This is a genomic window from Bacillota bacterium, from assembly GCA_012837285.1.
GTDB lineage: Bacteria > Bacillota > DTU030 > DUMP01 > DUMP01 > DUNI01.
This window is the reverse complement of the sequence record DURJ01000157.1, coordinates 1-12744: the sequence shown is the minus strand read 5'-3', so window position 1 is coordinate 12744 and position 12744 is coordinate 1. Positions and strand designations below refer to the sequence as shown.

General features: G+C 48.4%; 13 protein-coding genes and 1 tRNA gene. 8 read left to right on the top strand and 6 right to left on the bottom strand.

Going from position 1 to position 12744, the window contains the following annotated elements:
- The 3 genes from GX016_09435 to GX016_09425 all read left to right on the top strand — a co-directional run.
- Positions 1-1057 (top strand): hypothetical protein (locus GX016_09435; protein HHT71768.1); only part of this gene is annotated, 1057 nt, incomplete at its 5' end.
- A gap of 25 nt (positions 1058-1082) precedes the next feature.
- Complete coding sequence (locus GX016_09430; GenBank protein HHT71767.1) at positions 1083-1223, top strand: hypothetical protein; 141 nt, start codon at positions 1083-1085, stop codon at positions 1221-1223.
- A 56-nt stretch (positions 1224-1279) separates the two neighbouring features.
- Positions 1280-1353, top strand: a tRNA-Gln gene (locus GX016_09425).
- Positions 1354-1426: 73 nt separating this feature from the next.
- On the opposite strand, the gene GX016_09420 is transcribed toward GX016_09425, so the two are convergent.
- From GX016_09420 to lexA, 6 genes are all read right to left on the bottom strand, one after another.
- A complete protein-coding gene (locus tag GX016_09420; GenBank protein ID HHT71766.1) occupies positions 1427-2071 on the bottom strand; it encodes a site-specific integrase in 645 nt (214 codons plus the stop codon).
- 127 nt (positions 2072-2198) lie between these two features.
- A complete protein-coding gene (locus GX016_09415; GenBank protein HHT71765.1) occupies positions 2199-2312 on the bottom strand; it encodes a hypothetical protein in 114 nt (37 codons plus the stop codon).
- 568 nt (positions 2313-2880) lie between these two features.
- Positions 2881-3765: a DUF3800 domain-containing protein gene (locus tag GX016_09410; protein HHT71764.1), complete on the bottom strand. Its 885-nt coding sequence runs from the start codon at positions 3763-3765 to the stop codon at positions 2881-2883.
- 123 nt (positions 3766-3888) lie between these two features.
- Positions 3889-4380: a hypothetical protein gene (locus tag GX016_09405; protein ID HHT71763.1), complete on the bottom strand. Its 492-nt coding sequence runs from the start codon at positions 4378-4380 to the stop codon at positions 3889-3891.
- Complete coding sequence (locus tag GX016_09400) at positions 4349-5326, bottom strand: hypothetical protein (GenBank protein ID HHT71762.1); 978 nt, start codon at positions 5324-5326, stop codon at positions 4349-4351. Before GX016_09400 ends, GX016_09405 begins: the two co-directional genes overlap by 32 nt.
- A 12-nt stretch (positions 5327-5338) precedes the next feature.
- Positions 5339-5962, bottom strand: coding sequence for a repressor LexA (gene lexA, locus GX016_09395; protein ID HHT71761.1), 624 nt, complete (start codon positions 5960-5962; stop codon positions 5339-5341).
- A gap of 1207 nt (positions 5963-7169) precedes the next feature.
- Between lexA and GX016_09390 the strand changes: the two genes are divergently transcribed.
- From GX016_09390 to GX016_09370, 5 genes are all read left to right on the top strand, one after another.
- A complete protein-coding gene (locus GX016_09390; GenBank protein ID HHT71760.1) occupies positions 7170-8189 on the top strand; it encodes a macro domain-containing protein in 1020 nt (339 codons plus the stop codon).
- A 121-nt stretch (positions 8190-8310) separates the two neighbouring features.
- On the top strand, positions 8311-8979 hold the full coding sequence (locus GX016_09385; GenBank protein ID HHT71759.1) for a hypothetical protein: 669 nt from the start codon (positions 8311-8313) through the stop codon (positions 8977-8979).
- 290 nt (positions 8980-9269) lie between these two features.
- Entirely contained in the window at positions 9270-10841 is a 1572-nt protein-coding gene (locus GX016_09380) for an SAM-dependent DNA methyltransferase (protein ID HHT71758.1), read from the top strand.
- The gene (locus GX016_09375; GenBank protein ID HHT71757.1) at positions 10825-12111 is read left to right on the top strand and encodes a restriction endonuclease subunit S; all 1287 of its coding nucleotides are present in this window, start codon (positions 10825-10827) and stop codon (positions 12109-12111) included. Before GX016_09380 ends, GX016_09375 begins: the two co-directional genes overlap by 17 nt.
- A 291-nt stretch (positions 12112-12402) precedes the next feature.
- Positions 12403-12744: DEAD/DEAH box helicase (locus GX016_09370; protein ID HHT71756.1), on the top strand; the 342-nt coding region annotated here is incomplete at its 3' end.

Sequence of the window (12744 nt, the reverse complement as noted above, 5' to 3'; positions counted from 1 at the left end):
ATTTGTCTTAACGGCCATGGTTGCCATGTTACTCGGAACCGCCACCGGCACGTTCAGCACCATCGGTATTGTGTTGGCCGGGGTAGGAGCGGTAATGGACATACCTTACCCTATTGTGGCAGGGGCCATTGTCTCAGGGGCTTTCGTAGGTGATCGGGGCTCGCCGCTGTCGTCTACAGCAAATCTAATCGCAGCCATGGCAGGCTCAGATGTCCGGGATTTCCTCCGGCACTTGTGGACCACCGGGACCCCGGCTCTGTTAATTACTGCTCTGTTTTATTTCATCTTAGACCAAGTCTACAGCCAAGACGTGCTTAACGTGGCGGTGATCGAGAGTTTCCGCACACTTATCGCCGGCCACTTTCGGCTCAGCCCATGGCTGTTTCTACCGCCGGCTCTGTTAGCTTCTCTGGCTGTGCTCAGAGTTCCGGCCCAATACAATATTATCACTGTGCTACTGGGCTCGGCAGTCGTGGCCAGGTTTGTGCAAGGATTAGAGTTTCTAGACATCGGCGCTGCTGCTATATTCGGCTACCAAGCCGCCGGCACTGGAGAGGCCGTCCGGCTCATCAGTGGTGGCGGATTACTGTCCCTAGTTCCTATTCTAATCACTCTGTTTGCAGCCACTGGGTTCAACGGCCTGCTCGAAGGAACCGGAGTAACCAAGCTGGCCTTAGCGCGATTCTTGGAGAATGTCTCCGGGCCTACGCAGCTACTGAGGCTCACAGTAGCTATCAGTGCTTCCGTGTTGGCGATAACTTCTAACCAAGCCGTTTCTATCGTGGTCCCGGCCCGCATGCTGCGCGATAAATTGCAGGATACAGGTGCTAGCGAGCTGGCATTAGCACGGGCCATCGCTGATTCTGGCGGCGTACTGGCCGCTGTGGTTCCGTGGAGCACAGCGGCTTTAACCCCGGCCCTGATTCTGGGTACCAAAGCCTATGCTTTTGCCCCCTTCGCTGCGTTCTGCTGGTTACAACCACTGGTGGAACTCGCCTTTCTGCAGCGCGGCCGCTACGCGCGAACCCCTATTCCGGTTGCAGATGAAACACGGTGAAAGTGCAGGGAGTAGCGACAACTTTATGGCTCAAGCACTGCTAGCCGTGGGCAAGAACAAACGTGCTTTAACACAATTACGACGTATTTTTACCCAACATCCCAACTATAAAGATGTAGCCCAGCTAATTACAGAACTAACAAGCACCGACAGCCGAGACCTTTAGGCCCACTTTTTCTTGACTGAAAAAAGACTTTGTGGTACCATACAATTGCAAAGCGCTGCGGGATGGTGTAGCGGTAGCACACGTGACTCTGGATCATGTAGCCTAGGTTCGAGCCCTAGTCCCGCAGCCAAGTGATATCAAGGGTTCTGGCGATTACATAAAAGTGCCGGAACCCTTTTTGGTGCCCGTTTGGTGCCCAAATTTTATAAGTTCTCAAGTTTGGCCATGGTTTCTTCCAAAACACCGGGCAAAATATGCACGTAGATGTTAGCGGTGGTGCTAATGCTGTCATGGCCAAGGAGCACCTGGATCTGCTCAAGTGGTACTCCCCGTGCTATAAGGTTGGGAGCAAAGGTGTGGCTCAGGGAATGTAAGGTGGCATTTTTGATGCCGGCCTTATCCAGCAGTTTTTTAACCTGCTTAGTTACATTGCCGGGATCCTGCTTAGTGCCGTTCTGCTGGCAAAATACTAGGCCAAGCTCATGATACCGTTGTTTCTTTTCCTTACAATGCAGGCGGTCTTTGGCCAGTGCTTTTTCTATTTCCTCGAACACAGGTACGCAGGACTTGACAAATGGAATCGTCCTCATGCTTTTTTCCGTTTTTAGAGCTTGGAAACCCAGAATACCCTCAACTTTTTCCAGCGTCTGCCTTACTGATATATAACGGTTTTCTAAGTCTACATCTTTCCAGCGCAACCCCAAGAGCTTGCCTCGGCGCAAGCCTGTTTTTATCGCTATTTGTATCAGATGGTAATGCCGCCTGCCTTTCGCAGCATCAAGAAGCTTTTCCACTTCTTCAGGGGTTAAGGCGCGCGCTCTTTTATCCTTTACGTGAGTTTCGTTCATTTTCTGCTTTGGTGGGGTAACCAGCTTTGCAACGTTCTTGGTTAGTTGCTGGGTATCTACAGCATCATTAAGGGCCTTACGAAGGATTGCATGTTGATATTGGATGCTGCGGAGCGACAAGTTGTTTTCAAGCTGCTGAGCAAAAAAACTTCTGAATATGCATGGGTGTTAGTTGGGACAATTGGATAGCACCTAACAGCGGCTTGATGTGGTTCTTGATTTGACTCTCATAGCTTTCCAAAGTAATTGGTCAGACTGTCATTTTAGCGGTCGTTTCGAGCCAGTGGTCCAGGTATTCCGCTAGTGTTGTTTTAGCTGGCTCAATATATGTTCCTTTTGCCAACTCAGTCGTGAGCTGGGCTAATACTCCCTCTGCTTCTCCTTCGCGGCCTTCTACATATCGTACTATCCGTTTTCGTTTCCCGGTGGCCGGGTCTCCTTCCCGGCTTCTGCCACTACCCGGAAGCGGCCGCGAGAGACTTGTTGATGTGGCCTGCCATGGAATCACCTTTCCTGATAATGCAGTTTTGGACGAAAACAACCTAAAGAACATTAAAAACGATAAGAATAAGTATACAAGGGCAGGAATTTGGGCAGTAATGGCGAATAGATAGTATTACAAGGGCAATATTTAGGTTGTCAAACGCAGCAATGTATGCATATAATGTGGTGTCTTGAGAAAAGCTAGCACAAGGTAGATAGCTCTATATGCCATCCGTCTTTGATGGTTGGGCTACTACCGTTAACAGATTGGCGGTAGCGGCATGCGTGCCGTAAGGGATGCGTCCCGATCACCGCCAATTTGCCATTTATAGGGGCAAGTTAGGAAAACGGTGTGGATTTGGAATAAGAACTATACCGCGACCAGCAACATTGGGATAATCTCGGAACTGATGAATAATATCTCCTAATCTTTCTTTTGTATGACGGGCTTGAATTGCCCAGTTGCGTACTGCAAAAGCTAGCCAGTCTGCGATCTGTATAGGTGGATTGTAAATTGAAGAGCCGAACACAACATTGTTAACTATATTTTTTCCGCTCGTGTATCTTTCGTAACCCGCTTGCATGTAGCACTGACACTCCTTTAGTTGTCCAGGATCTGTCATTTCGTCTCCAATGACAATTGTCTCGCTATTGTTTTTATCCTCCATGAGATACTGCAAGCGTTGCAGAAGCCACTTAAAAGCTTTTTTCTGTACATCATTTTTAAGGTGGGTTCTAAGTTGATGGTATCGTTTTAGTTCATGTTCCATGCCGTGCTTTTTTATGATGCGGAAGGTTTTATAGTCCCTGTCGCAGTATCTTAACCAATACTCTTGCTTCTTGACTACAGAACTAAGAAATATGACTTCTGGTGGCAACCCAGAGATAAAGTCCCATGTTCCCTTGATCCAAGCTTCTATCTCTACTAGAGGTGGGGTTCTTTGCTGTAAGAACCGAAGCTGATCTAAGCGCAAGGTACCGTTACCTCGTATTCTACGATAAATGTCGTACATATCTGCGCTTTTCCATTCCACACCGATTACAGGTGGTTCATCTATAAGGCTTAAATTTTGTTTTACAAAACGCCACCATTGTTTTGATATTGGTTCCACATATTCAAACGGTATTACTACCATGGCTAGAACAAATACTTCACTGTGATCGCACGGGTCTGGATGGCCTGAGTCATCGAAGAAGGCAATATAATTAATATGCCCACCCCCCTGTAGACTACCAACTCTAAATGGATACCGTTACGCCGCGCAAGCGGCCTTTTTTATTTCCCCACCGCTTTGGGTAGGATTAGCTACATCTGATGGAACTTTAGGTTTTAGTTAAATAGTCTTGTTTTTACCGAAAAATACCGTACCATCAGCCAAGTGTAATCTGTATCCGCAACCCCGTGCCAACAGATAATTGGTCTGCGTACATTCTCCAGCATCAGAGCATTCCAAATACCGTGAGCAACAATGAAAGATTTCTTCTGCACTTAGGGTGTAGGTGCCATCGTAAAGCCGTAGAAAAAGCGGCTTCATTTGTTCTATATCATCAATGGATTCAAAAAGGATTCTAATCCAGGGGTCGGATGCTATTTTTTCAGTAGGAAGTAAAGGGAACTCATCGAGCACTTTTTCTAATTGGGGTGTTATAGCGATGAACCGTTTTTTGGGACCATATCGTACCCTTATTACCGGTACGCCAAAGAGAGTTATGGACAGCTGGTTTGTTGTTAATAAAATTGTCTCGGTATAACCGGCAGCTGGTCTGCCATTTTGGAGAATTGCGACTATCTTTTCACCAATGGTCCTTTGTATGTCCAGGTACATATCTAGGGCCCCCAATCATTTCATAAAAGTCCTCTTCGGAAATAATTTGTATGCCGGTTCCGCGTTTTGCATATTCAATTGCTTTTCTGGTTTTTGCGCTCTGCCTGTGGTCTTTTAAAAGCCTGTAATCTTGGATGCCCAATACTAAATAATCTGTCTTTAGGGTAACGTTGTCGGCTGGCTGCCCACCCATATCTGCTACGATCTGATATGCTTGGGCCCGACCCATTCCGTTGAGAGCCCCAGTGAAGGCTACGATCTTCGCATAAAGCTTGTTATCCTCATCAAACTTCGTTGTTGTAGGCGTGATCCTTTTGCTTAGTGGCACCGATTTGGCCTTACGGCTGCGCGACTGCGGGGGCCTTATGTGGGAACACGTAATGTGATTGGAAGCAGTCAGCTTACCGGGTCTTAGGCCTATTGCCGCCGTGAGTTCTGTGATGTTTCGGCATTTATATTTTCTAAGCATATGTATAAGTATTTTGGCGGCAGTTGTAGCATCCTCTAAGGCATTATGATGCATGAATCGGATACCCAGGCAATCAGCGATGGTATCAAGCCGGTAGTTTATAACATTGTCAAATACTTTTTGACTGGCCTGACGCGAACATATGTAATCCAACACAGGAATAGGAAGGTCATAATGTTCCAGTGTTTGAGATAGCACGGATATGTCAAACGAAGTATTGTGGGCAACGATCATTTCATTATCTAGATAAGGTCTGATTTCGTTCCAGCATTCAGAAAACAGTGGTTTATCACGCAAAACCGTTTCTGTTAGGCCGTGGACCAACACGTTAAGATAGTTAAATTCAAAGGGCTCGGGCCGAATCAACCAGTGTTTTGTCTCGACTATTTGCAGGTTTCTTACCACCGCTATTCCTAACGAACACGCACTTGTGCGTTTGCCATTAGCAGTTTCAAAGTCAATAGCGGTGAAATTCATATTCCTCCCTCCCTATGGCTTAAACGTAACTTCAACCACCTTCCCACAAATCCTGACGTTACTGGATTTAATCACAATGGGCGGATACTTAGGATTATCCGGCTGTAAGATAAGCTCATCATTCTTGTAATACACACGTTTAAGGGTAGCATTTTCCTGATCCACGTTTACGATGGCGATTTCGCCGTTCTCAACCTCTTCCTGCTGGCGGACCAGGACAAGGTCACCTTCGCAGATACGGCTGCCTATCATGCTGTCACCGGTGACGCGGAGGTGAAAGTATTTACCGTCTTTAACTTCGTCGGCAGGTGTGAGCTCCCAGCCGTCGATATGCTCGTCTGCCAAGATGGGGAGACCGGCCCGGATGACGCCGAGCACCGGGACGCGGACCATTGGCCCGGCAGGCCAAGCGCCAGGCGGGAGGTATGTACCACAGGGATCGTCAGTGCGGCCGAGGAGATAGTCGGTGGTGACGCCAAAGAAGTCGGCAAATTTCCTAACCAGTTCCGAATCGGGGTCTCTGTCGCCAGTCTCATATCTTGAAATAGTAGCCCGGTCAACACCAAAGATTTTACCTAGTTCTCCCTGGGTCATTTTTTTCAGTTCTCTTTGCTCGCGCAATCGCTTTGGTAACATTAGGCATCACCCCTTTACATAAATGTACCTCAACGGCAACAATAATTAAACCGTTAGTACCATATCGGTAAATATTTTTCAAAAAAGACTTGACGTGCCGAATTGGTACGTGTGTAATCTAATTAAGCTGTTACCAAAACAGCACGCCAAGTAGCCCCGGAAGAGAGGTGATAAACATGGCTAACAGACCAAGGTTAATAGCTTATAGAGAAGACGACCTGGGGTTAACACAGCAAGAAGTGGCTAATTGGCTGAATACTCTCGATCCTTCTACTGCCGAATAGAAGGTGGGCGTTCGAACCCTAATCCGTTACTACTAAAGAAATTTGCGGCTGCGTTCGGCCTTACTTTGGAAAAAACGTACGAGTTTTCTTATGGCAAGGATGTTACCGAAATGGCACGGACAACCGGCACCGACTGGTGAAAGGAGGAAGGTTAATGGGAGAGCTCATTAACCTCGGGGTTAAGCAAGACGGTGAACGGATCGTAATATCGAGCCGGGTTATCGCTCACAACTTCGAGAAAAGGCACGACAACGTTCTACGAGATATTGTGGAGTGCTCTAGTTAAAATGGACACTCAGAAGTGTTCCTTTCTAGCTCTACCTTAGAATTGCTCATTATTACAAAACTAGGCTGCAGGATCTTGGAATTCGGCCCGGTATTTCATTTCATATTCCAACGGGGACATGTAACCCAGCCCGCTGTGTAGCCGTTTAACAGGTTCATAGCCTACCTATAAGGGATGGAAACCTGGAATGGAAACCTGCTCCACGTTATCAGGCATGTGCTCACCATGAGGGATGAAAACTGACTATAGCCGGTTCGTTCGGGTTTGCTTATGGGGAGACCTACTGACGATGTACAATTCGACCCCACTGTCCCGGTTTTAAGGGACGGCGTGGTTGTAAGGATGGAGAATTGCTTGGGCTATGAAATACTGCTATTTGGCGCTGGGCTGGCTTTGGTGACTCTGAAAAAAGCCGGCGCCGGTGAATCGCCGGGCTGTTGCAGTTAGAATCAAGAAATAAGGCTTACAACCCTCGTGCCAATAGGGATGTAAGCCTTTTGGTGGTTCCTAAAGTTGTCAGGAAACAGGAGAGCTGGTGGCTTTTTACTTTTCCATGTTATACTATTGTTGAGAATAATCTGTTGGGCTTCCCCAGCACGCCAAAGCCAAATGAGGTTTTCCTAAAGGAGTGTAGCCGATGCCTTTGGAGATTGTCCGCAATGATATAACGAAAATGAAAGTGGATGCTATTGTTAACGCTTCCAACAGTCGCCTGAAAAAAGGTGGTGGGGTAAGTGGCGCTATCTTTGCTGCTGCCGGAGCGGACAAGCTTCAGGCCGAATGTGACCGTATTGGCTATTGTGCCGTGGGCGGTGCGGTTATCACCGGTGGCTACGCTCTCCCGGCAAAGTACATTATTCATACCGTTGGCCCGGTGTGGGAAGGCGGGACGAAGGACGAGGAGAAGTTACTTTTTTCCAGTTATACAAGCTCCCTGAACCTGGCTTTGGAGCATGGGCTTGGTTCTGTTGCTTTTCCTCTGATATCCTCCGGTATCTTTGGCTATCCCAAGGACCAAGCCTTACGGGTTGCCATATCAGCCATCGGTGCTTTTCTAGTAAAACATGATATGATGGTGTATCTGGTTGTGTTTGATAAGACGGCTTATAGATTAAGCGACAAGCTGTTCAAGTCTATCAAGGCATACATAGACGAAAACTATGTGGAGGCGCACACAACCCCACGTCCCCAGCGCGATACTGAGGTGCTGCGCCAGCTTAGTGACGCTGCTGTCTATGAACTGCTCGAGCCTGATGCCGCTGTAGCGGAAAGGCCCTGGGCCGCACCTCGAGACTTGAACGACGTGGTTTCCCAGGTGGGCGAGAGCTTTACGGAAATGCTCCTTAGACTCATTGATGAGAGCGGTAAAACCGACCCCGAGGTGTACAAACGAGCCAACTTGGACCGCAGGCTCTTTTCCAAGATACGGAGCAATTTACAGTATCAGCCCAGCAAAAACACCGCCCTAGCGCTGGCGGTGGCATTGGAATTGAATCTGGACCAGACTGCCGATTTGTTGCGCCGGGCTGGATTTGCCCTGTCGCCCAGCAGTCGCTTTGATCTGGTTGTACAGTATTTCATTAACGAAGGGAATTACAATATTTTTGAGATAAACGAGGCCCTGTTTGCGTTTGACGAGAGCTTATTAGGCGCATAATGCGGTGCTGACAGGTGGGCAGGGTTTTATCAAGAAGCACTTTGTCGCCCGGCAGGCGACCTTGGCGGCTTGGCGCCATGTTATCCTTTAAGTACCAAATTACTTAAGGGGGATAACCGCAATGAAAAAAGAGCTAACAGAGCTGGTATTTATACTGGACCGAAGTGGCTCCATGTCGGGGCTGGAGAGCGACACCATCGGCGGCTATAATTCGCTCCTTAAAAAGCAGAAAAAAGAAGACGGCGAGTGCATTATTACCACTGTGTTATTCGACGACAAGTACGAACTCCTGCATGATCGGATCAATATCAGGGGTGTGGCCCCTATCACCGAACGGGAGTATTTTGTCCGTGGAATGACAGCACTGCTGGACGCCATCGGCCGCACCATCAACAAGATTGTCAATGCGCAGATGCATACTACTGAGGACCAGCGGCCGGAAAAAACCATGTTGGTTATCATCACAGACGGCATGGAAAATGCTAGCCGCGAGTATGGTTACGACAAGGTACGGAAGATGATCGAGTATCAGAAAGAAGAATACGGTTGGGAGTTCATCTTTTTGGGTGCCAACATCGATGCCGTGGAGACAGCCGCTCGCTTTGGCATAGCAAAAGATCGCGCTGCCGATTATCTGGCAGACTCAGAAGGGATAGGGCTTAACTATGATGTTGTCAGTGAGGCCGTGACTGACTTCCGTGCCGGCCGTCCCATCTATGCCAACTGGAAAGAGCAGATCGATGAGGATTACAGAAAACGAGGGAGGAAAAAGCAAAGGAAGCCAAGGTAGGTTCCGTGCTCCCAACAACACTACCGGATAGTAGGCAGGGTACCCCTAAGACCCTCTTAATGGGTGGGCCAAATGCTTTTAGCGCCAAACAAGTGCCAAGCTGATTAGACAAGGCCGTCTTTCAACACTATGAGAAGACGGCCTTTGTTATGTTCGTCCGGCATAGAAAGACCCACTGAATAGGCAGGAACAAAGGTGCTTTATCAAGAAAGATTACAACAAGACTCTCATCAATTGGTCGGTTAGCGAGATCTATTGGATAGCTATGTTGTCATACAAAGGAGAGGAATATGAGTCAGAACAATAGTAACTATATTGAGTCTCGTCTCTGGAGTGCCGCTGATGAACTGCGGGCTAACTCCAAGCTGAAGGCGTCTGAATACTCTGTTCCTGTGCTGGGCCTGATCTTTCTGCGCTATGCAGATTATAAGTTCACTATTGCTGAGGCGGAATTGGCAGGCCAAAGCACCAGACGCCGCAAAATCGGACCGGCTGACTACCATGCTCAAGGAATCATGTATTTACCCGACCAGGCCCGTTTTTCCACCTTGCTGAAGCTACCGGAGGGAGAGAACCTGGGCCAAGCAATTAACGATGCCATGCGGGCCATCGAGGCGGAAAACCCCGATCTGAAGGATGTTTTGCCGAAGACTTATAACCGCCTGGATAACCCCACTTTGACTGAATTGCTCCGGCTCATGAACTCCATCCCTATGGATATCGAGGGAGATGCCTTCGGCAAAATCTATGAATATTTCCTGGGCAATTTCGCCATGAGTGAGGGGCAGAAAGGTGGAGAATTTTTTACGCCTACCTGCATCGTTAAGCTCATCGTCGGCATTATCGAGCCTTTTAAGGGGCGCATCTTTGACCCAGCCTGCGGCTCCGGCGGCATGTTTGTGCAGAGTGCCCGCTTTGTGGAGGAGCACCGCGAAAACGGCGGTGATGCCATCAGCATCTACGGCCAGGAGCGGATCTCCGAAACCGTGCGTCTGGCCAAGATGAACCTGGCGGTACACGGGTTGGCCGGCGATATCCGCCAGGGCAATACTTATTACGAAGACCTCCACAACAGCGTCGGCAAATTCGATTTTGTTATGGCTAATCCGCCTTTTAATGTGAACCGGGTGGATAAGGAGCGGCTCAAGGATGACCGTCGTTTTCCCTTCGGTCTGCCGCGCCCGGATAACGCCAACTATATTTGGATCCAGATCTTCTACAGCGCGTTAAACGAGACCGGGAGGGCCGGTTTTGTTATGGCCAACTCCGCTTCCGATGCCCGGGGCTCGGAGCTGGAGATCCGCAAGAAGCTGATCGAGGAGCAGGCCGTAGACGTGATGGTTGCCGTGGGCTCGAACTTCTTCTATACGGTGACCCTGCCCTGTACTCTCTGGTTCTTGGACCGGGGCAAAAAGGAGACCGATCGCGCTGATAAAGTGCTCTTTATCGACGCTCGCAAGATCTACCGTCAGATTGACCGGGCCCACCGCGACTGGACACCGGAGCAAGTGGAATACCTGGCTAATATCGCCCGCCTCTACCGGGGCCAGGAGCCCGAGAACCTGCACGGCGGCAAAGACCTGCTGGCAGAGCATTTCCCTGATGGGAAGTATGTTGACGTGCCAGGACTATGTAAGGCGGCTACCTTAGAAGAGATCGAAGAACAGGGATTTAGCCTCAACCCGGGCCGCTACGTTGGCGTGGCCCTGCGTCAAGAAGATGACGGTGACTTCTACGAGCGGCTGCAGGAGCTAAATGAGGAGTTGGAGATTCTCAATCAGGAAGGACGGGAGTTGGAGGAGCGGATTGCGGAAAACATTTACTGCATATTAGAAGGGAACAGAGATGGTACAAATTTATGATGACTGGCAGATAAAAACAATAGGGGATCTTGGTGATATCATTACAGGAGGTACCCCCTCGTCAAGGAACCCAGAATGTTTTGGTGATGAATATCCTTTTATAACACCGTCAGACATAGATGGCTCTAGCCGCTATATTACTACGAAAAGATTTCTGTCTGAAGAAGGAAAAGAAAATCAAATCAAACGGATCTTACCAAGGGGATCGATTTGTTTTGTATGTATTGGAGCTACAATAGGTAAAATCTGTATGACAAAAGAAACCTCATTTACAAATCAACAGATAAATAGCATAATCGTTAATGAACATGAATACAACAACGTTTTTGTTTATTATCTTCTATGTACCATGAGCGAAACCATAAAAAGCATTGCCAGTGGTGCTGCCACACCTATTGTTAACAAGTCATTGTTCTCATCCGTTAACATAACAGTTCCTTCACTTAGCATTCAAAATAGAATTGCCGCTATCCTCTCTGCCTACGACGACCTGATCGAAAACAACCTGCGCCGGATCAAGATCCTGGAGGAGATGGCCCAGGCCCTTTATCGCGAGTGGTTTGTTCATTTCCGTTTCTCTGACCATGAAAAGGTTCGCCTGGTGGATTCCCCACTGGGGAAGATACCGGAGGGGTGGGAAGCTTCCACATTGGGTGATAACATTGTAGCTTTGGAATCAGGCAGACGGCCAAAAGGTGGCGTCACAGGTATTGCTGAAGGAATACCTAGCATTGGTGCGGAAAATGTAATTGGCATAGGTAAACACGACTTCTCTAAAGAAAGATATGTGCCGCACGAGTTCTTTGATAGCCTGAATAAAGGGGTCGTAAAGGACGGCGAAGTTGCTCTTTATAAGGATGGTGCGAACATCGGTCGATCCACTTATTTTCGAGATGGATACCCCTATCAGAAATGCTGTGTTAATGAACATGTATTTCTTATTCGAGCCACAGGAGATCATTTAACCCAGAACATGCTATATCTATGGCTTCGAGAGCCTGAAACGGTAGCACAAATCCGTTCAAAAAACACAAATGCGGCGCAACCAGGTATTAATCAAAAGGCAGTTAGAAGTCTAAGGATTGTTGTCCCCCCAAAATACGTGGTGAACGAATTTGATTCTTTGGTCGAGTCAATCCTAGGGGAAATAGTCTATCTTGCCAATAAAAACCGGGTTTTACAATGCACCCGCGACTTACTCTTGCCCAAACTTATCTCGGGCGAGTTGGATGTATCGGAATTAGACATTGCTTTGCCGGAGGATATATAAAGGTGATTTTCCGGTTTTGTGTCACTCTGCCTGTCCAGCCTGTCCAGAGCAAAGCGGAGGGAACGTAGTGAGGAGTCTTTGTTTCATGACAGGGGAGGGTCCTTCGCTTCGCTCAGGATGACAATGATGGGAAGCTCAGGGTGACAATGATGGGAAGCGGTGGCCCGGGATGACAGTGCTGAAGACTCTACTTCGTTGTCATCCTGAAGGCTATGCCTGAAGGATCTTGATTCTGTGACCTTTGATGCTGCGACTTATCGTTTAATCCGACGGTTCTAGGGGTGAAATAGAGTGGTAACAGGTTTTGATGAAGACAGTCTGGTTGAGAAACCATCCATCGAACTTCTGGATGAGTTGGGCTGGGAGCCATATAACGCCTATGGCGAATTCGAGCATGGTACCAGCGCCCTGGGCCGAGAGACCAAGGGCGAGGTGGTGCTGAAGGTACGGCTGCGGGAGGCGCTTAAAGAATTAAACCCAGGTGTGCCCGGCGAGGCGATAGCGCAAACTATAGAAGAGCTCACCCGGGATCGATCCCGGATGAGCTTGGTGGCGGCCAACCGCGAGGTTTATGATCTGCTGAAAAACGGCTTTCGCGCTCGCATACCGGATCCTGATGAGGGAGAGCGGGTT

Excerpts from the sequence above, each read along its gene's own strand:
- GX016_09430 (HHT71767.1), top strand. The coding sequence starts at position 1,083 with ATGGCTCAAGCACTGCTAGCCGTGGGCAAGAACAAACGTGCTTTAACA.
- GX016_09420 (HHT71766.1), bottom strand. The coding sequence starts at position 2,071 with ATGAACGAAACTCACGTAAAGGATAAAAGAGCGCGCGCCTTAACCCCT.
- GX016_09405 (HHT71763.1), bottom strand. The coding sequence starts at position 4,380 with ATGTACCTGGACATACAAAGGACCATTGGTGAAAAGATAGTCGCAATT.
- GX016_09400 (HHT71762.1), bottom strand. The coding sequence starts at position 5,326 with ATGAATTTCACCGCTATTGACTTTGAAACTGCTAATGGCAAACGCACA.
- lexA (HHT71761.1), bottom strand. The coding sequence starts at position 5,962 with ATGTTACCAAAGCGATTGCGCGAGCAAAGAGAACTGAAAAAAATGACC.
- GX016_09390 (HHT71760.1), top strand. The coding sequence starts at position 7,170 with ATGCCTTTGGAGATTGTCCGCAATGATATAACGAAAATGAAAGTGGAT.
- GX016_09385 (HHT71759.1), top strand. The coding sequence starts at position 8,311 with ATGAAAAAAGAGCTAACAGAGCTGGTATTTATACTGGACCGAAGTGGC.
- GX016_09380 (HHT71758.1), top strand. The coding sequence starts at position 9,270 with ATGAGTCAGAACAATAGTAACTATATTGAGTCTCGTCTCTGGAGTGCC.
- GX016_09375 (HHT71757.1), top strand. The coding sequence starts at position 10,825 with ATGGTACAAATTTATGATGACTGGCAGATAAAAACAATAGGGGATCTT.